20 protein-coding genes are annotated in these 18691 nt (G+C 68.8%); 10 read left to right on the top strand and 10 right to left on the bottom strand.

The genetic code is table 11. The features are described from left to right. Positions 1–66: 66 nt before the first annotated feature. From A2X88_09245 to A2X88_09220, 6 genes are read left to right on the top strand one after another with little or no spacing between them, the layout of a single operon-like run. Positions 67–957, top strand: a complete 891-nt coding sequence (locus A2X88_09245) for an ABC transporter permease (protein ID OGP33593.1) — start codon at positions 67–69, stop codon at positions 955–957. Further along, a complete protein-coding gene (locus A2X88_09240; GenBank protein ID OGP33592.1) occupies positions 957–2030 on the top strand; it encodes a branched-chain amino acid ABC transporter permease in 1074 nt (357 codons plus the stop codon). The genes A2X88_09245 and A2X88_09240 overlap by 1 nt, the downstream gene beginning before the upstream one ends. Continuing rightward, positions 2030–2794, top strand: coding sequence for a high-affinity branched-chain amino acid ABC transporter ATP-binding protein LivG (gene livG / locus A2X88_09235; protein OGP33591.1), 765 nt, complete (start codon positions 2030–2032; stop codon positions 2792–2794). Before A2X88_09240 ends, livG begins: the two co-directional genes overlap by 1 nt. Then, positions 2787–3521, top strand: coding sequence for a branched-chain amino acid ABC transporter ATP-binding protein (gene livF, locus A2X88_09230; GenBank protein OGP33590.1), 735 nt, complete (start codon positions 2787–2789; stop codon positions 3519–3521). The genes livG and livF overlap by 8 nt, the downstream gene beginning before the upstream one ends. A 26-nt stretch (positions 3522–3547) precedes the next feature. Then, on the top strand, positions 3548–4846 hold the full coding sequence (locus tag A2X88_09225; protein ID OGP33589.1) for a phenylacetate--CoA ligase: 1299 nt from the start codon (positions 3548–3550) through the stop codon (positions 4844–4846). 10 nt (positions 4847–4856) lie between these two features. Beyond that, complete coding sequence (locus A2X88_09220) at positions 4857–5687, top strand: 16S rRNA (cytidine(1402)-2'-O)-methyltransferase (GenBank protein OGP33588.1); 831 nt, start codon at positions 4857–4859, stop codon at positions 5685–5687. Positions 5688–5745: 58 nt separating this feature from the next. On the opposite strand, the gene A2X88_09215 is transcribed toward A2X88_09220, so the two are convergent. The 7 genes from A2X88_09215 to A2X88_09185 form a co-directional block, all read right to left on the bottom strand. After that, positions 5746–6042 carry a hypothetical protein gene (locus A2X88_09215; protein OGP33587.1) on the bottom strand — a complete coding sequence of 99 codons (297 nt, stop codon included), beginning with the start codon at positions 6040–6042 and terminating at the stop codon, positions 5746–5748. Positions 6043–6104: 62 nt separating this feature from the next. Beyond that, positions 6105–7136 (bottom strand): alcohol dehydrogenase, encoded by a 1032-nt coding sequence (locus A2X88_09210; GenBank protein ID OGP33586.1) that lies wholly within the window; start codon positions 7134–7136, stop codon positions 6105–6107. 19 nt (positions 7137–7155) lie between these two features. Continuing rightward, positions 7156–8547 (bottom strand): hypothetical protein, encoded by a 1392-nt coding sequence (locus A2X88_09205; GenBank protein ID OGP33585.1) that lies wholly within the window; start codon positions 8545–8547, stop codon positions 7156–7158. A 1-nt stretch (position 8548) separates the two neighbouring features. Further along, the gene (locus A2X88_09200; GenBank protein OGP33584.1) at positions 8549–8848 is read right to left on the bottom strand and encodes a hypothetical protein; all 300 of its coding nucleotides are present in this window, start codon (positions 8846–8848) and stop codon (positions 8549–8551) included. Positions 8849–8856: 8 nt separating this feature from the next. Then, positions 8857–9852, bottom strand: a complete 996-nt coding sequence (locus A2X88_09195; protein ID OGP33583.1) for an AmmeMemoRadiSam system radical SAM enzyme — start codon at positions 9850–9852, stop codon at positions 8857–8859. Beyond that, positions 9839–10120: an acylphosphatase gene (locus A2X88_09190; protein ID OGP33582.1), complete on the bottom strand. Its 282-nt coding sequence runs from the start codon at positions 10118–10120 to the stop codon at positions 9839–9841. Before A2X88_09190 ends, A2X88_09195 begins: the two co-directional genes overlap by 14 nt. Continuing rightward, on the bottom strand, positions 10117–12162 hold the full coding sequence (locus tag A2X88_09185; protein OGP33581.1) for a hypothetical protein: 2046 nt from the start codon (positions 12160–12162) through the stop codon (positions 10117–10119). The genes A2X88_09190 and A2X88_09185 overlap by 4 nt, the downstream gene beginning before the upstream one ends. Before the next feature lie 124 nt (positions 12163–12286). Here A2X88_09185 and A2X88_09180 point away from each other — a divergent pair, with 124 nt between their 5' ends. After that, positions 12287–12514 carry a hypothetical protein gene (locus A2X88_09180; protein OGP33580.1) on the top strand — a complete coding sequence of 76 codons (228 nt, stop codon included), beginning with the start codon at positions 12287–12289 and terminating at the stop codon, positions 12512–12514. Here A2X88_09180 and A2X88_09175 read toward each other — a convergent pair. The 3 genes from A2X88_09175 to A2X88_09165 form a co-directional block, all read right to left on the bottom strand. Further along, entirely contained in the window at positions 12430–13617 is a 1188-nt protein-coding gene (locus tag A2X88_09175) for a phosphoglycerate kinase (GenBank protein ID OGP33579.1), read from the bottom strand. The two genes, A2X88_09180 and A2X88_09175, sit on opposite strands and share 85 nt — an antisense overlap. Before the next feature lie 70 nt (positions 13618–13687). Continuing rightward, on the bottom strand, positions 13688–14311 hold the full coding sequence (locus A2X88_09170; GenBank protein ID OGP33578.1) for a hypothetical protein: 624 nt from the start codon (positions 14309–14311) through the stop codon (positions 13688–13690). Continuing rightward, complete coding sequence (locus A2X88_09165) at positions 14311–15003, bottom strand: hypothetical protein (GenBank protein ID OGP33577.1); 693 nt, start codon at positions 15001–15003, stop codon at positions 14311–14313. Before A2X88_09165 ends, A2X88_09170 begins: the two co-directional genes overlap by 1 nt. Positions 15004–15149: 146 nt before the next feature. On the opposite strand from A2X88_09165, the gene A2X88_09160 reads away from it, so the two are divergent. Genes A2X88_09160 through A2X88_09150 form a run of 3 tightly spaced genes read left to right on the top strand, consistent with a single transcriptional unit; the run spans position 15150 to position 18647 of the window. Next, a complete protein-coding gene (locus A2X88_09160; protein OGP33576.1) occupies positions 15150–16133 on the top strand; it encodes a biotin synthase BioB in 984 nt (327 codons plus the stop codon). Continuing rightward, positions 16130–17326 carry an 8-amino-7-oxononanoate synthase gene (locus A2X88_09155; protein OGP33575.1) on the top strand — a complete coding sequence of 399 codons (1197 nt, stop codon included), beginning with the start codon at positions 16130–16132 and terminating at the stop codon, positions 17324–17326. The genes A2X88_09160 and A2X88_09155 overlap by 4 nt, the downstream gene beginning before the upstream one ends. Beyond that, on the top strand, positions 17292–18647 hold the full coding sequence (locus A2X88_09150) for an adenosylmethionine--8-amino-7-oxononanoate transaminase (GenBank protein ID OGP33574.1): 1356 nt from the start codon (positions 17292–17294) through the stop codon (positions 18645–18647). Before A2X88_09155 ends, A2X88_09150 begins: the two co-directional genes overlap by 35 nt. The last annotated feature ends 44 nt before the right edge of the window (positions 18648–18691 follow it).

Here is an 18691-nt window from a genome sequence, read left to right as displayed (position 1 = left end):
CAGGAAACTTTACCGCGGGAGTATCCGCGCACGCCGCGGATACTCCCGTTTTGTTGACGGGGCGCGATGAACCTCGAGCTGTTCCTGCAATACGTGGTCGCCGGAGTCACCTACGGAACGATCTACGGGATCGTCGCCATCGGGTTCAACATCATCTACAACACGACGGGGATCATCAACTTCGCCCAGGGGGAGTTCGTCATGCTCGGCGGGATGACCGCCGTGACCCTCTCCCGGGTGCTCCCGCTCCCCGCGGCGATCCTGGGGGCCGTGCTCGTCACCACGGCGGTCGGCGCCCTCATCGAGATCCTGTTCATCCGCTGGCTCCACCGTCCCTCGGTGCTGCGGATGATCGTCATCACGATCGGGCTTTCGATCCTGATCCGGGAAGCGGCGCTTCACATCTGGGGGGAGAGCGTTCGGGCCCTTCCCTACTTCACCGGGACGTCGGTGACCTCGATCCGGCTGGGCGGGGTGTACATCTCTCCGCAGGTGCTCTGGGTGGTCGGCATCGGCGCGGTCGTGGTGGCGATCCTGGGAGGCTTCTTCCGGTACACCCTGCTGGGGATGCAGATGCGGGCCTGCGCCGCGAACCGGGACGCCGCGCGGCTGTGCGGCATCAGCGCGAAGAACATGGTGACCTTCTCGTTCATGCTCAGCGCCGCGATCGGGGCGCTCGGAGGGTGCATCGTCTCCCCGATCACCTACGTGTCGTATGACAGCGGGGTGCCGCTGGCGATCAAGGGGTTCACGGTCGCGATCCTCGGGGGGCTGGGAAACAGCCTGGCCTCCGCCGGCGCGGGGATGCTGCTCGGGATTCTCGAGTCCTTCAGCATCTCGGTGCTCCCGGCGGCCTACAAGGACGTGATCTCGGTCGCCATCCTGCTCGTCATCCTGTTCGTCCGGCCCAGCGGACTGTTCGGGAGCACCGAAGTGGCCCGCCTGAAGGAGTTCTGATGAGGAAACAGGGGCTCCAGATCGCGGGGTGCGCCGCGGTGGTCGGAGCGATCCAGCTGGCGGCCTCCCTGACCGGGAACGTGTACCACCTGACCCAGTTGACGATGTCCGCCTACTACACGCTGGTCGTGCTCGGTCTCTGCATCGTCACCGGGTATGCCGGGCAGATCTCGATCGGGCACGCCGGCTTCTTCGCGATCGGGGGGTATCTCTCCGCGCTGCTGACCACCCACAACCTTTCGGCCTACAAGGGACCCGTCGTCTCGGGGCTGGCCGCATTGGGGATTCTCACGCGCCGCCCCGACCTCTACGGGGGGGAGCTGCTCACGGTCCATCCCTGGCCCGCGTGCATTTTCGCGGTGCTCAGCGCCATCGCCGTCGCCTATGCCATCGGGGGGCCGGTCCTCAAGCTGAAGGGGCACTACCTCGCAATGGCCACGCTGGGGTTCGGCATCATCGTCTACCGGATCGTTCTCGGGACCGAGCTGGTCGGCTCGGCGGACGGGATCTACGACGTCCCGGCCTTTCCCCTGCTTCCGGGGATCTCGGTGTCCGGGAAATCCTCCCTCCGGGTGATGAATTATTATGTCGCCTGGGGATTCGTGATCCTGGGGATGGTCTTCCTGCTGAACCTCGTCCGCTCCCGCGTGGGAAGGGCGCTCGCCTCGATCCACGGCGCGGAGGATGCCGCCGAGGCGATGGGGATTCCCACGGCGCGGTACAAGCTGAAGATCTTCGTGGTCAGCGCCGCCTTCGCGGCGGTGGCGGGGGTTCTCCTGACCCACTACAACGGCGGGATCGGCCCCTCGGAATCCTCGGTCATGAAGTCGGTGCGCTACCTGGCGATCGTCGCCATCGGGGGGATGGCGAACCTCTGGGGGGCGCTCTCCATGAGCCTGGTGCTGAACTACCTCTCCCTCCGGGGCTATTTCGGGACGTACGACGACGCCGTCTTCGGAGTCATTCTGATCCTGATCATGCTCTTCGCGCCGGACGGGCTCCTCCGGAGGGGGATGGTCGACGACCTCCGGGGGCTCTTCCAGCGAGCCGGTACCGGGGAGGGCGCCTCCTGATGCTGCTGTCGGTCCGGGGAGTGAGCAAGAACTTCGGGGGAGTCCAGGCGGTCGACGACGTCTCCTTCGACGTCCCCGGCGGGGCGATCAAGGCGCTCATCGGCCCGAACGGGGCGGGGAAGACGACCCTCTTCAACCTGGTCTCCGGGTTCCTTCCCCCGCAGCAGGGGTCGATCGTCTTCGACGGCGAGGAGATGCGCGGGCTTCCGCCCCACCGGATCGCCGCCCGGGGGATGACCCGGACCTTCCAGCAGATCCGGCTCTTCCCGAAGATGAGCGTCCTGGAGACGGTAATGGTCGGCGCCCACGTCCACAGCCGGGGGGAGTTCCTCGCCGGCATGCTCCACCTTCCGTTCACCCGGAAGGAGGAGCGCAGGGTAAGGGAGGAGTGCCGGGAGATCCTCGGGCTGCTCGGGATCGACAAGGTGGCCGACGACGAGGCGACCAGCCTCCCCTACGGGCTGCAGCGGGTCGTCGAGCTGGGGAGGGCGCTCGCCTGCAAGCCGCGCATCCTGCTGCTGGACGAGCCGGCGGCGGGATTGAACATCTCGGAGACCACCGAGATGGGAAAACGGATCGCGCGGATCCGGGGGGAAATGGGGATCACCGTCCTCCTCGTGGAGCACGACATGGCGCTGGTCATGGACATCTCCGACGAGATCGTCGTGCTCTCCTACGGAAAGAAGATCGCCGAGGACGTGCCGAAGGCGATCCAGAGGAACCGGGAAGTGATCCGGGTCTACCTCGGGGAGAACGATGCTTAGGATCCGGAATCTCGAGGCGGGATACGGCCGGCTGAAGGTGCTCCGGAAGGTGTCGATGCACATCAACCCCGGGGAGATCGTCACCGTCATCGGCGCGAACGGCGCGGGGAAGACCACCCTCCTTCGGACGGTTTCCGGTCTTCTGAACGGCAAGGGGGGGGAGATCCTCTTCGAGAAGCGGGACCTCCGGAACGAGCCTCCCGAGAGGATCGTGTTCCTCGGCTGCTCGCTGGTGCCCGAGGGAAGGCAGGTCTTCGCCCCGATGACCGTCCGGGAGAACCTGGTGCTGGGATCCTACGTCCAGTACCGGAGGAAGCGGAAAGCGGAGGCGGAGGAGGACCTCGAGCGGATCTTCGGCCTCTTCCCCAGGCTGAAGGAGCGGGAACGGCAGCTTGCGGGGACCCTCTCCGGCGGCGAGCAGCAGATGCTCGCGATCGGCCGTTCGCTGCTTTCCCGGCCCCGCCTCCTCCTGCTCGACGAGCCTTCCATGGGGCTCGCTCCCCTGGTGGCCAAGGAGATCTTCCGCCACATCTCGAGCCTCCGGAAGGACCTCGGACTGACGATCCTTCTCGTGGAGCAGAACGCGCGGGCGGCCCTGGGGATCGCGGAACGGGGGTATGTCCTGGAGACGGGACGGGTGGTGCTCCAGGGGCCGTCGGAGGAGCTTCTTGCGAACCGGGACGTGCAGCGGGCCTACCTGGGTGTGGATTTGAACGGGAACCGGTAAACTATCCGGGAGCGGGAGGGCCGACGATGTACTGGGATCGCGACAAGGAGTGCATGGACCGGGAGGAGCTCGAGCAGACCCAGTTCGAGCGGCTGCAGTCGACCCTGAACCGCGTGTACGCCCACGTTCCCTTCTACCGGAAGAAGTTCGACCGGGAGGGGATCACCCCGGAGAGCGTGGAGTCGCTCTCCGACATCGTCCGTCTGCCGTTCACGACGAAGGAGGACGTGCTCGCGAACTATCCGTACGGGCTCTTCGCGGTCCCGCTCCGGGAGATCGTCCGGATCCACTCCTCTTCGAGCACGACGGGGACCTCGGTGGTAGGGTACACCCGCAACGACCTCAAGACCTGGAGCAGCCTGGTGGCCCGGGTCCTCACGGCGGGCGGGGTGACCAAGGACGACGTCGTGCAGGTGTCGCTGGGGTACGGGCTGTTCACCGGGGGGTTCGGCCTGCACTACGGGGCGGAGCGTGTCGGCGCCTCCGTGATCCCGGCCTCCAGCGGGAACACCGCCCGCCAGATCCAGATCATGAGGGACTTCAAGACGACGGCGCTGGTGTCGACCCCGTCCTACGCCATGCTGATCGCCGACACGATCCGGGAGATGGGGATCCCCGTCTCGGCCCTGTCGCTCAGGTACGGCCTCTTCGGGGCGGAGCCCTGGTCCGAGAGGATGCGGCAGCGGATCCAGGAGGCGCTGGGGATCATCGCGACCGACAACTACGGGATTTCGGCCGTCCTGGGCCCGGGGATCGCGGGGGAGTGCATGGAGCGCAAGGGGCTGCATCTCCACGAGGACCACTTCCTCGCGGAAGTGATCGACCCGGAGACGCTGAAGCCGCTCCCCGCGGGGGAGCAGGGGGAGCTCGTGCTCACCACCCTGACGAAGGAGGCCTTCCCGATGATCCGGTACCGGACCCGGGACCTGACCCGGCTCCTCCCGGAGAATTGCCGGTGCGGGCGGACGGGCCGGCGGATGAGCCGGGTGACGGGGCGGACCGACGACATGCTGATCATCCGGGGGGTGAACGTCTTCCCCTCCCAGGTCGAGTCGCTGCTCCACGAGGTCGCGGGGGGCGAATCCGCCTTCCAGCTCGTGGTCGACCGGAAAGGTCCGATGGACGAGGCGACGCTCCTCGTCGAGGCCGGCGCGGATCCCTCCTTCGAGTGGGAACGCCGGCAGACCGGCGTGCTGGCGGAGGCGATCCGGAAGCGGCTGGCGCACGACCTGGGGATCGCCCTGGAGGTGAAGCTCGCGGGGGAGGGCACCCTCGAGCGGGTCGAGGGAAAGGTCCGGCGGGTCGTCGACCGGCGGATGCTGTGAGGGACCGAAGGTGAGCACGGGAACCCTGTACATCGTCGCGACGCCGCTGGGGAACCTCGAGGACATCACCCTGCGGGCGATCCGGGTCCTCCGGGAGGTCTCGGTCGTCGCCTGCGAGGACACCCGGCGCACCGTGAAGCTGCTGAACCGCTACGAGATCCGGACTCCCCTGTTCATCTTCCACGAGTACAACAAGATGCGGGCGGGGAAGAACATCCTCCGGCGGCTGCGGGACGGGGAGAGCGTGGCCCTCGTGTCGGACGCCGGAACCCCCGCCATCTCGGATCCGGGGTACGAGCTGGTCCGGGAGGCGATCGCCGCCGGGGTTCCCCTGGAGGTGGTCCCGGGGCCCTCGGCGCTCGTCGCGGCCCTGGTGGTCTCCGGTCTCCCCACCGACCACTTCGCCTTCGAGGGGTTCCTGCCGGCCCGGAAGGAGAAGCGGCGGAAGGCGATGAAGGCGCTGGCCGGGGAGACGAGGACGATGATCTTCTACGAGTCCCCCCAGCGGATCGCCGGATTCCTCCAGGATGCTGCGGAGATCTTCGGGGAGCGGCGGGGCTGCGTCGTGCGGGAGCTCACGAAGATCCACGAGGAGATCCTCCGCGGGACCCTCCCGGAGCTGGCCGGGGAGATCGGCGGCCGGGACTCCGTCCTGGGGGAGGTCACGGTGGTGGTGGGAGGGGCGCAGAAGACGGTCGAACTCTCCGTCGAGGAGATCGTGCGGGCGGCCCTCGAGGACGCCTCCGGTTCGTCGCGGGACCTCACCCGGGAGATCGCGGAGCGGACCGGACTTTCCCGCAAGGAAATCTACGCGGAGATCCTTCGGCATCGGGGGAAATGAAACCGGGGCGGGCGGCCCCTTCGGGCGCCCGCCCCGCGGGACCGCATCGCTCCCCGGACTATTTCTTGTTTGCGCTCTCCGGTGCGAGCAGGGAATCGGTCACGTTGGTCACCAGCCCGTGGAAGGCCGCCTTGGCCTTCGCGAAGGCCGGGTTGGCCAGGATGCTCTCCAGGGCCGCCAGGTTGTCCATGTCCACCTGGACGACCCTCTGGGGCGAGGCGCCTCCGAGCAGGCTCCTGTAGGTCCGCACCGCCCGGACGCCGGAAAACTTGAGCCAGAGATTCTTCCCCGCCCGGCTCCGGTATCTTTCGTATTCCTTCTGCTTCCCGGGGAGAATGTCGAACCGGTACTGCAAACGGGGGGACACTCCTTGTATTATCGCCGAGAAAACCAGGAGTGTCCCCCCCAATCTTCGGGTCAATCGACGCGCAGCACGATCTTCCCGAACTGCCTCTTTTCCTCGAGGCGCCGCACCGCCTCCTTGATCTGCCCCAGGGGAAACACCGAGTCGACGACCGGGCGGAGCCGCCCGTCGTGGAACATCCGGAGCATCTCGGCGAACTCCCCGTGGGTGCCCATGGTGGAGCCGAGAACGGTGAGCTGGTTCCAGAAGATCCTCGCGATGTCGGTCTCCGGGTTCGGGCCGGTCGTGGCGCCGCAGGTGAGGAGCCGCCCGCCGCGGGCCAGCGACGCGATCGACTGCTTCCAGGTGGCCTTCCCCACGGAGTCCAGGACGATGTCGACCCCCCGCTTCCCCGTGATCCTGCGGGCCTCCCGGGCGAAGTCCGTAGCGGAATGGTCGATGGCGAAATCGGCCCCGAGCTCCTTCGCGCGGGCGAGCTTTTCCGGGCTTCCCGACGTCACCCCGACGGAGAGGCCGAGCATCTTCCCGATCGAGAGGGCCGCGAGCGAAACCCCCCCTCCGATCCCGAGGACGAGCAGCGATTCCCCCGGCCTGGCCCTCGCCTTCGTGACGAGCATCCGCCAGGCGGTCAGGAAGGTCAGGGGGAAGGCGGCCGCCTCCTCGAAGGAGAGCCCCTTCGGCTTCGGGTAGGCGTTGATCCCGGGCGCCACCACGTATTCGGCGAAGGTTCCCGCGATATGCTCCCCCAGGAGGTGGAAGGTGACGCAGAGGGAGTGCTCCCCCTTGAGGCAGAACTCGCAGGTGCCGCAGTGGATCCCCGGGTTGAGGACCACCTCGTCCCCCTCCTTCACCCCCGTGACGCCGGGGCCGGCCGACTCGACCACCCCCGCCCCGTCGGCCCCCATCACGTGCGGGAAGGGGACCGGGATCCCGGGAATACCGTTGCGGACGAAGATGTCGAGGTGGTTCAGGGCGCCGGCGCGGACCCGGACCCGCACCTGCCCCGGCCCCGGGACCGGGGCCGGAAGCTCCCCGAATTCGATGACGTCGAGCGGTCCATGCTTCCGGAGATAGGCGGCCTTCATCGATCGGGTTCCTCCGGCCTCATTCGGTGATCTGCGCGCGGCGAAGCAGCTCTTCGAAGGCCGGCAGGTCGATGTGGAGAAGCGCGGCCGCCTTCTCCCGGTTCCCTTCCGCAAGGGCGAGGGCCTGGAGGACCATCGGCCTCTCGAGCTCCTCGATCGACAGGCGGATGTCGGCGGAGACCGCGGGCGCTTTCTCCCGGGCCTTTCCCCTTCGCGATTTCCGTCCGTAGAGGATCTCCGGGGGAAGGTCCGCCGCGTCGACCACGGTGCCCTGCTTCTTCCGCGAGGAGATCGCCGTGACGAACTCCTGCAGCTCCTGCACGTTTCCCGCCCACGGGTAGGCGCTGAGCGCGTCCAGGGCCGTCTGGCTGAACCCCCGCAGCGGCTTCTTCCGCGCCTGGTTCCCTTCGAAGAGAAAGTGGTGGAGCAACAGAGGGATATCCTCCGTCCGGTCCCGGAGCGGCGGCAGGACGATCGTGCCGGGAACCAGCGCCTCCCGCAATCCGGTGGAAAAGGTTCCCTTCGCCACGAGCTCGCCGAGGTCCTCCGAGGTGGAGGCCAGCAGGCGCACGTCCGCTTCCAGCTTCCCGCTGCCGCCGACGGGAGTGAAGGTCCGGGTCCGGACCAGGTCGAGGATCCGCTCCTGCGCCATCGGCCCCGCCGCGTCGATCCCGGAAAGAAAGAGGGTCCCGTGGCCGGCCATCGGGATCTTCCCCGGGTGCGGCAGGACCGCCTTCCCGAAGGCGCCGGCGGCATGCCCGAAGAGATCGCTCAGGAGAGCCTCCTCTCCGACCCCCGCGCAGTGGACGGGGACGAAAAGGCGCTGCGATCGGGAACTGTGAAAGTGGAGGATCCGGGCGAAGAACGCCCGCCCCGTGCCGCGCCCGCCGACGAACAGGACCGGGGTGTCCGCGTCTGCGAGCCGGTGCACCGCGGAGAGGACCTCCTGGATCCTCGGGCTGGTTCCCACGACCGCTCCCAGCAGGTGCCCGCCGCGCGATTCCGCCTTCAGGAAGAGATTCTCCTGCCGGAGCAGCTTCCGGTCGTAGGCCTTTCCGACGAGGTTCAGGACCTCCGCTCCCTGGAACGGTTTCGTCAGGTAGTGGAAGGCGCCCGCGCGCATCGCTTCGATGGCGGTGTCCACCGTCGCGTAGCCGGTCATCAGGACGACCTCGGCCTCGGGCTGGATCTTCTTCGAGGTCCGGAGCAATTCGATCCCGTCGGTCCCGGGCAGCTTCAGGTCGGTGAGGACGACGTCGAACCGGTCCCGTTCGAGCCTCTCGACCCCCTCGTTCCCGGATTCGGCCGTCTGGACCTCCCAGCCGTCCATGCCGAGGAGATCGCCGAGAAATCCGAGGACCTGGGGCTCGTCGTCGACCACCAGAATCCGCTTGCGGGACGCGATCTTCATCCTATTTCCTCCGGATGGCCCACAGGATGGCCGCGCCGCCGCAGGCGAGAATGAGCAGAAACGACGCCACCTCGAGTCGCCGGAACCGGGAGCGCGCGCTCTTCTCCGCGGCGGCCCGCTTCTCGTAGGACACTCCGCTGGAGGCGCTGTTGTCGGCGTTCCCGGTCACCGCGGCCGGGAGGAGGGGAGCGAAGAGGAGGAGGAGCGCGAAAGCCGTTGCCCGCAGGAACCGCCCCCGACGACCTCCACGCTTCCCGTCCCCTGGGAATGTGCGCCGTATGGCCGAAGCCGGTCCGGTCATCGTCCTCCTTATACCACGAAACGGAGCGTCCGGCCGCAGGATGCGCAGCGGTCCCCCGACAACCCGGACAGGTTCGTCCGGGTTCCGCGCCGCCGTACCGCCACCCCTCCGCAGCGGGGGCAACGGGTGTCCTCGGCCCCCTCGAGGGAGAAATTCCCCACGTACACGTAGGGGAGCTTCTTCCGTGCGATACGCCAGGCCGCCGCGAGCCGCTCCGGCGAAGTGGGGGGGGCGGAGTAGCGGTGCTGCGGGAAATACCGGGAGAGGTGGAGCGGGATCTCCGGGTCGATCCCGGCCACGAAGTCGACCACCGCGCGGACCGCCTCGTCCGAGTCGTTCTCCCCGGTGACCAGCAGGCTGGTGACCTCCACGTGGGTGGCGGCGGCGCTCTCGCGGATCGTCTCGAGCACCGGCGGGAGCATCCCGCCGCAGTTCTTCCGGTAGAACTCCGGGCTCATCGACTTCAGGTCGATGTTCATCGCGTCGATCACCGGGAGCAGCTCCCGGAGCGGCTCCGGGGAGATGAACCCGTTCGTGACGAGGACGTTGACCATCCCCGCCTTCCGGAATTCCCGCGCGCAGTCCAGGACGAACTCGAACCAGATGAGCGGCTCGTTGTAGGTGTAGGCGACCCCGACCGACCCCCCCTCCCGCGCGGCCCGGACGAGCTGCGGAATGGGTACCGGAACGAGCGGGGCGCCCCCCTCCACCAGGAGGTGGTTCTGGCAGAATCCGCAGTGGAAGTTGCAGCCGATCGATCCGATCGACAGGATGTGGGTTCCGGGGCGGAAGTGGTAGAGCGGCTTCTTCTCGATCGGGTCGACCTGGACCGCCGCCACCTTTCCGTAGGTCAGCGCGAGCAGGGTGCCGTTGCGGTTCTCCCGCACCCGGCAGATCCCCCGTGTTCCCTCCCCGATGAGGCACCGGTGCGGGCAGAGCCCGCAGCGCACCGCATCCCCCTCCGGGGCCCACCAGGAGGCCGTTCTCTGCTCAGCGGCGCACATCGAATTCCGGGAAGTCGGCGGAGGGGGCCCGCCAGTCCACCCGGATCTCCGTCACGAGGGCGCCCGGAGGCCCCTCGCTCATGAAGGCGATCACCCGCTCCACCGCGGCCGGCTCCCCCTGCAAAACCGCCTCGACCCTTCGGTCCGGAAGGTTGCGGACATACCCGCGGACCCCGCATCCGGATGCGACCTCCCGGGTCGAGGCGCGGAAGAAGACCCCCTGCACCTTTCCCGACACGACGACATGCGCTTCGTGCCGCTCCTTCATCCGGGAATCCCCCCGCCGACCAGTTCGAGGAACTCCGCTTCCGAGAGGATCGGGACGCCGGCCTCCCGGGCCTTGTCCGCCTTGGACCCCGGATCGGTCCCCGCCACCAGGTAGTCCACCTTCCGGCTGATCCCCACCGCCACCGTTCCCCCTTCCCGCCGGACCAGCTCCTTCGCCTTCGCCCTCGGGATCTCCAGGGTTCCCGTGAAGAGGAAGGTCTTTCCCGCGGCCCTCCCCTCGAGGGGGGGCATCGGGACCGGCGCGACCTCCCGGAGAAGCAGGTCGACCGTGCGGGTCCCCTCCGGTGAGGAGAAGAACTCCGCGATGCTCCGGGCCACCTCGGAGCCGACCTCGTGCACGGCGGAAAGCTCTTCCGACGTCGCATTGAGAAGCGCCTCGAGCGACCCGAACCGCCTGGCCAGCACTTCCGCGAGATGCTCCCCGACGTGGCGGATTCCGAGGGAGTAGAGAAACCGGGAGAAGGATGGATTCCGGCTCCGCCCGATCGCGCGCAGGAGGTTGTCCGCCGACTTCTCCCCGAGTCGCTCCATCCCCGACAGCGTGTCCCGTTCCAGCCGGTAGAGGTCCGCCGGTTCGGCCACCAGCCCCTCGTCCACCAGCGCCGAGAGGATCTTCGGTCCCATCCCCTCGATGTCCATGGCGTTCTTCGAGACGAAATGGCGAAGCGACTCCTTCCGCTTCGCGACGCAGCCGCTCCCGGTGCACCGGTGGGCGGACTCCCCCGGAACCCGCGCGGCGGGAGAGCCGCAGACGGGGCATCGATCGGGCATCCGGAACGGCTCGCCCCGGCCGGCATCCCCGCGCCTGGCCGAGACCGACTCGACGACCTCGGGGATCACGTCGCCGGCCCGCTGCACGATCACCCGGTCTCCGGGTCGGATATCCTTGGCCTCCACGTTGTCCTGGTTGTGGAGGGTGGCCCTGCGGACCGTGACCCCCCGGACGGTCACGGGGGAGAGGATCGCGACGGGAGTCAGCGTTCCCATCCGGCCGACGCTCAGGACGATCTTCTCCACGGCGGTTTCCTGGCGGTCCGGGGAGAACTTCGCGGCGACGGCCCAGCGGGGGGAGCGGGAGGCCTCTCCCAGCTCCCGCTGGATCGCCAGGGAGTCGACCTTCACCACGATGCCGTCGACCTCGTACGACAGATCCCCCTTGCGTCGCTCGATCTCCCGGTAGAAGGCGAGGACCTCCTCCAGGGAGCGGCAGACCCGGCTTTCCTCCTGGTTCACCGGGAATCCCCATCGGGAGAGCAGTTCGAGCTCCTCCCGGTGGCTCGGGCAAGGAAGCGCCTCCGCCCCGGTCTGACCCGTTCCGTAGACCCAGAGGCGCACGCGCCGGCTCGCCGTCACCCGCGGATCGAGCTGGCGGACCGATCCGGCGGCGGCGTTGCGGGGGTTCGCGAACGGAGGCTCCCCGCGGAGTTCCCGTCCCCGGTTGAGGCGGAGAAAATCGGCCTTCCGCATGTAGACCTCCCCCCGGACCCTGAGGATGGGAGGAGGGGGCGGTACCCCGGGAGATCCCTGAATCCGCAGGGGGATGTCGGGAATCGTCCGAAGGTTCGCGGTCACATCCTCCCCGCGGACGCCGTCCCCCCGCGTGGCTCCCTGCGCGAGTACCCCGTCCTCGTAGGAGAGCTCCACGGCGAGACCGTCGATCTTCACCTCGGCCACGTACCCGAGCGTCTCCGGCTCGGCCCCCTTTCCGCGGAGGAACCTGCGGACCCTGGCGTCGAACTCGCGGAGCTCCTCCTCCCCGAAGGCGTTCTGGAGGGAGAGCATCGGGACCGTGCGCACGACCGTTCCGAAGGCTTCGACCGGCTCCGCCCCCACCCGCTGCGTCGGGGAGTCGGGGTCGGCCAGCCCGGGGTGCTCCTCCTCGAGACGCTGAAGCTCCCGGAAGAGCTGGTCGTATTCGGCGTCCGGAATCTCGGGCGCGTCGTCGCGGTAGTACCGGTCGTTGTGGTGCCGGATCAGGCGCCGGAGCTCCTCGGCGCGGAATCTCGGCGAATGCCCTGGCATCTCACCTCCGGGGGCGCGGGACGGGCGAAAGCCGCTGGCGGCCTTCCTGTCACAATTATACAATGGAAACCGGCGTCCCAATCCGGCCGGCGCACGGCGTGAGGGCGCCGGGAAGGGGTGCGCGATGGGATCGTTCTGGAAACGGCTCTTCGGGGCGGAGCGGCAGGAGGTCCGGCACCTCAGGAGGATCGAGGAGGAGATCGAGGAGCACAAGAAGCAGGGGGGCTGGAGCGGATCCCGCCCTCCCCGCCCCGGGCGCCTTTCCCGCTACGCCTCCTCCAGCGCGACGATCCCCGGGAGACGCTTCCCTTCCAGCAGCTCGAGGAAGGCGCCGCCCCCGGTGGACACGTAGGACATCCTGGAGAATAGACCGGCCTTGTGCAGCGCGGTGTCGGTGTCCCCTCCCCCCACGATCGTCGTGGCGTCGCTTTCCGCCAGCGCCCGCATGAGGGCGAAGGTCCCCGCCGCGAACGGGGCGAGCTCGAAGGCCCCCATCGGTCCGTTCCACACGATCGTCTTCGCGTCCTGGAGCGCCTCCCGGAAGAGGATGGATGTGGCCGGCCCCACGTCGGCGGCCAGCCATCCGTCCGGGATCTCCTGGACGGGAACCGCCTTCGTCGCGGCCGAGGCGTCGAGCCGGTCGGCCACGACGACGTCCACCGGGAGATAGAGGCGCACCTTTCTCCCCTCGGCCTCGGCGAGCACCTGCTTCGCCGTCGCCGTCATCTCCGCCTCGTAGAGCGATTTCCCGACCGGGAATCCCTGCGCGGCGATGAAGGTGTTCGCCATCGCTCCCCCGATCAGGATCTTGTCCACCTTCCCCAGGACGTTGTGGATCGCCTGGATCTTCCCGGAGATCTTGGCCCCTCCGAAGACCGCCGCGAGCGGGCGCGCGGGGGAGACGAGCGCCTTCTCGAAGAAGGCGATCTCGTTCTTCAGGAGCAGCCCGGCCGCCTTCTCCCTCACGAAGCGGGTCACCGCGACGTTCGAGGCATGCCCCCGGTGGGCGGTGGCGAAGGCGTCGTTCACGTAGACGTCGCAGAGGGCGGCCAGCTGCCTCCCGAACGCCTCGTCGTTCTTCTCCTCCCCGGGATGGAACCGGACATTCTCCAGGAGGAGGATCTCCCCGGGGCGCGCGGAGGCGGCCGCCTTCTCCACAGCCTCCCCCACGCAATCGGGGACGAAGCGGACCCCCTTCCCCAGCAGCGACGCGAGGCGGGGCGCCACGGGGGCGAGGCTCATTTCCGGGACCGTCTTCCCCTTCGGCCGCCCGAGATGGGAGAGCAGCAGGATGACCGCCCCCTTCTCCGCCGCGGTCCGGAGGGTGGGCAGGACCGCCTGGATCCGGGTGTCGTCGGTGACGGCGCCCGCCTTGTCCAGCGGGACGTTGAAGTCGACGCGGATCAGCGTCCGCTTGCCCGTAAGATCCATCTGGTCGATCGTGCGGATCTTCATTCCGCGCCTCCTCCTCTCCGGTCTGCGTGTGATGGTACCAGAATCCGGGAATGCGGTTGAAGGGGAAGCTTCACAGGGCCGCCCGCAGGTAGGGGAAGAGGTTGAAGAGGAAGTGGAGCAGGATGGGAACGTAGATGCCCCCGGTCCGCTTCCTCGCCCACCCGAACAGGAGCGCGGGGAAGAAGGTGAGCGCCCGGTAGGGGGAGGCATGGATCACGAGGTGCCCCGCGGAAAAGAGGAGGGAGGAGGAAAGGACCGGCTCCCATCCCCTCTCCTCGAACGCGTCGTAGAGATATCCCCGGAAAAAGACTTCCTCGGGGAGCGCGACGAAGAGGGCCTGGCGAACCAGAAATTCCCACAGGGGAGGAAGCGCCTCCGGCGGAAGGGGGGGGGGAAGGACCCCGGGGAGGCGGGAGGCCGCGAGGTAGACGGCCGCTCCCGCCGCCGCCGTCCCGGCCAGGATCCGGAAGCCGGTCCCCCGGTCCCCGGGCGCCGTCCAGGCGGGCGGGCGGCCGCGCCGGTAGTGCAGGAAGGGGGTGTACAGGAACAGGGCGGCGCCGAGGATCTCCGGATGGAGCCAGACCGTCACCGCCGGCCACGCCGAGGCCACGCGCAGCACGATCACCACCGCCAGGAACAGGAGGATCGCCCGGAGGGGGAGGGGGCCGGGCCGCCGCCCGGAGCCGCGTTCCATCAGCGGCCGGGCCGGATCCGGTCGAACAGCTCGGGGAAGCGGTCGATCGTGAAGTCGGGCGGGTGCAGGGCGAACCCCTCCGCGCCCAGCCCGTAGGTCACCCCGCAGGTCGCGACCCCCGCCCTCCTGCCGGCCAGCACGTCGTTCACGGAGTCCCCGACCATGAGCGCTTCCGCGGGGTCCACCCCCTGGCCGGAGAGGATCGCGCGCAGCCCTTCCGGGTCCGGCTTTTTCGTCCCGAAGCTGTCGCCGCCGTAAACCTCCACGAAGTATTCCGACAGCGACAGGCCGTCCAGGATCGCCCGGGTCATCCCGATCGGCTTGTTCGTCAACAGCGCCATCTCGTAGGCGTCCATGTGCTCCCGCAGGCACTCCTCCACTCCCGGGTAGGGGAGGGTCGTCGCCAGCAGGTGTCTGCCGTAGTGATCGAGAAAGAGGTGAAGCGCCTCCCGGAGAACCGCCTCCCGCTCCGCTCCGAGCGACCGCCGGATCAGCATCGCCGCCCCGTTTCCGACGTACCGGAAGATCGTCGGATGCGGAAGGGGCTTGAGCCCGAAGGTCGTAAGCGTGTGGTTGACCGAGTTCGCCATGTCGGTCTTGGAGTCGATGAGGGTCCCGTCCAGGTCGAACACCAGGAGCCGCCGCACGCCGTCTTTCGGCAGGTCCCCTTTCCTGGGAGGTCGTTTCGGCATCTTCCCATTGTACCGGAAAACCGTGTCGGGGCGGCGAAGGCGCGCCCCGCAAGGTCCGCAGGCTGTAAACCCTCCGGCAAACCTTGCGGTTGACAGCCCCGGAAGGGTGAGGAAGAATGGGGGCACCGTGAGGACGGGGGAGGGCGATGGAACCATTCTGGAAAAGGATTCGGGAGGAGGCGATGTCCGGCGCGGGGATCTCCGCGGCGGACGCCCTTTCGGTGCTGCGCCTCCCGCAGGCCGACCTCTGGCGGCTCCTGGACGTCACGGAGGAGGTGCGCCGCCGGTTCAAGGGGGAGGGGATCCGGCTCTGCTCGATCGTGAACGCCAAGTCCGGGCTCTGCTCCGAAGACTGCTCCTTCTGCTCCCAGTCGATCCGATCGAAGGCGTCGATCCCGAAGTATCCGCTGCTCCCCGAGGAGGAGATGGTGCGGGCCGCCCGCGAGGCCAAGGAGAGGGGGGCGAGGGAATTTTCCATCGTCGTTTCGGGGCTTGCGATGCGCAGCCGGGCGGAGCTCACGCGGGTGGGGGACGCCGTCGAGCGGATCCGGGACGAGGTCGGGCTGGAGACCTGCGTGTCGCTGGGGACCCTGTCCGGGGAACAGGTCTCCTACCTGCTCTCCCGGGGGCTGCGGTCCGTCCACCACAACCTGGAGACCTCGCGCAGCTTCTTCCCCTCCGTCTGCTCGACGCACGACTACGAGGAGGACCTGCGGGCGGTCCGGGAGGCCAAGGCCGCCGGGGCCTGGGTCTGCTGCGGGGGGATCTTCGGGATCGGGGAGTCGGAGGAGGACCGGGTCGAGCTGGCGATGACGCTGCGGGAGCTTGCGGTCGACTCGATCCCGGTGAACTTCCTGAACCCCGTGCCAGGAACGCCCGTGGAGGGGAAGCGGGAGCTCACCCCCTTCTGCTGCCTGAAGATCATCGCCATGATGCGGCTCTGCCATCCCGGGCGGGAGATCATCGTCTGCGGGGGGCGGGAGGTGAACCTGCGCGACCTGCAGGGGCTGATCTTCGCAGCGGGGGCCACCGGCACGATGGCGGGGAACTACCTGACCACCCGGGGTCGCCCGGCGGAGGAGGACCTGCAGATGATCCGCGACCTCGGGCTCTCCCTGCGGCCGGCATGACCGATCTCTCCTTCCTCGACCGGGAGATCGACGCCCTGAAGGCGAAGGGGCGCTACCGGTTCCTCCGGCGGCTCTCCTCCCCGCAGGAGGCCGTCGTCGTCATCGACGGAAGGCGGCTTTGGAACTTCTCCTCGAACAACTACCTGGGACTGGCGAACCACCCGGCCGTCGTGGCCGCGCTTTGCGAGTACGCAAACCGGTACGGCGTGGGTGCGGGGGCATCGCGCCTCATCAGCGGCCACATGGACGCCCACGCCGAGCTGGAGGAGGCGGTGGCCCGCTTCAAGGGGGCGGAGGCCTGCCTCACCTTCAGCGCCGGGTACATGGCGAACCTCGGGATCCTGCAGACCCTCGGCGGGCCGGACGCGACGATCTTCTCGGACGAGTGGAACCACGCCTCCATCGTGGACGGGTGCCGTCTCTCCCGCTCCCCGGTGGAGGTGTACCGGCATGCCGACGTCTCCCACCTCGAGGAGCTGCTGCGCGCCTCCCGGGCGCGCCGGAAGATCGTCGTGACCGACGGCGTCTTCAGCATGGACGGCGACATCGCACCCCTGCCCGCCATCGTCGAGGCGAAGGAGCGGCACGGGGCGATCCTGGTCGTCGACGACGCCCACGCCACGGGAGTGCTTCCCCCCGGCGGCCGCGGGACGGCCGACTTCTTCGGCCTCTCCGGCCGGGTCGACATCCGGATGGGGACCTTCTCCAAGGCGCTGGGGACCTACGGCGCCTACCTCTGCGCGACGCGGCGGATGGTGGAGTACTTCATCAACCGGTGCCGCCCCTTCATCTTCAACACCGGGCTTCCCCCGGCCCTTGCGGGGGCGACGCTGGCCGCGCTGCGCCTGGTCGAGGAGAACCCGGAGATCCTGTCCGCCCTCCGGCGCAACGGGGCGATCTTCCGGGAGGAGATGGCGGCGCGCGGCCGGAGGGTCTTTTCGGAGACCGCGATCTTCCCGATCCTGGTGGGGGGGGACGCGGACACGATGGCGGTCTCGCAGGCGCTGTTCGACCGGGGGTTCTTCATCCACGGGATCCGGCCCCCCACGGTCCCGGAGGGGACGGGGCGGCTGCGGCTGACCCTCATGGCCACCCACACCCCGGAGATGGTCCGGGAGGCGGCGGAACGGATCGAGGAAGCGCTTAAGGAGAGAGGCATTGGAGCGGACGGAGCGGCTGCGCCGGCAGGATAAACAGGCGATCTGGCACCCGTTCACCCAGATGGCGGACTGGGAGAAGGAGGCCCCCCTGGTGATCGAGCGGGGGGAGGGGAACTACCTCTTCGACACCGACGGGAACCGCTACTTCGACGGGGTATCCTCACTCTGGGTCAACCTGTTCGGCCACCGGCGGCGGGAGATCGACGAGGCGGTCCGGGAGCAGCTCTCCCGGCTCGCCCACTCCACCTTCCTGGGGCTGACCCACGAGCCGGCGATCGAGCTGGCGGGGAAGCTGCTGGCGGTCGGTCCCCCGGGGCTCTCCCGCGTCTTCTACTCGGACAACGGATCGACGGCGATGGAGATCGCCATCAAGATGGCCTTCCAGTACTGGAGGCAGAAAAAGGGGGGCGGGAAACGGGAGGAGTTCCTCGCGCTCTCCGGGGGATACCACGGGGACACGATCGGCTCGGTCTCCGCGGGGGGGATCGATCTCTTCCACGGCATCTTCCGCCCGCTCCTCTTCCCGGTGCGCCGCCTGCCGATGCCCCACTGCTACCGGTGCCCGTACGGACTCGCCCGCCCTTCCTGCGGGCTCCACTGCGCGGAGCGGATGGAAGAGGAGGTGCGGGAGCGGGCCGGTTCGCTGGCCGCGGTGGTCGTCGAGCCGCTCGTCCAGGGGGCGGCGGGGATGATCCTGATGCCGGAAGGGTACCTCGGGAGGCTGCGGGCGGCGACCCGGGAGTGCGGCGTCCTCCTGGTCTGCGACGAGGTGGCGACCGGCTTCGGGCGCACCGGGACGATGTTCGCCTGCGAGCAGGAGGGTGTCTCCCCGGACATCCTGGCGGCGGCCAAGGGGCTGACCGGGGGGTACCTGCCGCTGGCCGCGACGCTGGCCACCGAGGAGATCTATGGCGCGTTCCTCGGGCGGTTCGAGGAGTTCCGGACCTTCTTCCACGGGCACTCCTACACCGCGAACCCGCTCGGGTGCGCCGCCGCGCTGGCGACCCTGTCCATCTTCGAGCGGGAGGATGTCCTCGGACGGGTCCGGCGGCTCTCCGCCGTCCTGTCGGCCGAGCTGGGCCTCCTGGAAGGGCGGCCGCACGTCGGGGAAATCCGCAGGAAAGGGCTGATGGCGGGGATCGAGATCGTGAAGGACAGGAAGACCCGCGAATCCTTTTCCCCGGCGGAAAAGGTCGGCCAGAGGATCGTCCGGAAGGTCCGCGAGCAGGGGATCCTCCTGCGCCCCCTGGGCGACGTCGTCGTGCTGATGCCCCCCCTCTCCTCCACGGAAGCGGAGATCGAGCGGCTGGTCCGCGCGGTGGACGGGGCAATCCGGGAAGTCGTTCCGGGGTAGCGCCGGTGGGCCGGGCGATCCTCATCACCGGGACCGACACCGGG

This window comes from Deltaproteobacteria bacterium GWC2_65_14 (assembly GCA_001797615.1).
Taxonomy (GTDB): Bacteria; Desulfobacterota; Deferrimicrobia; order Deferrimicrobiales; family Deferrimicrobiaceae; genus GWC2-65-14.
Note: the sequence above shows the minus strand (reverse complement) of the source record. Positions and strands in the feature narration are given on the sequence as shown.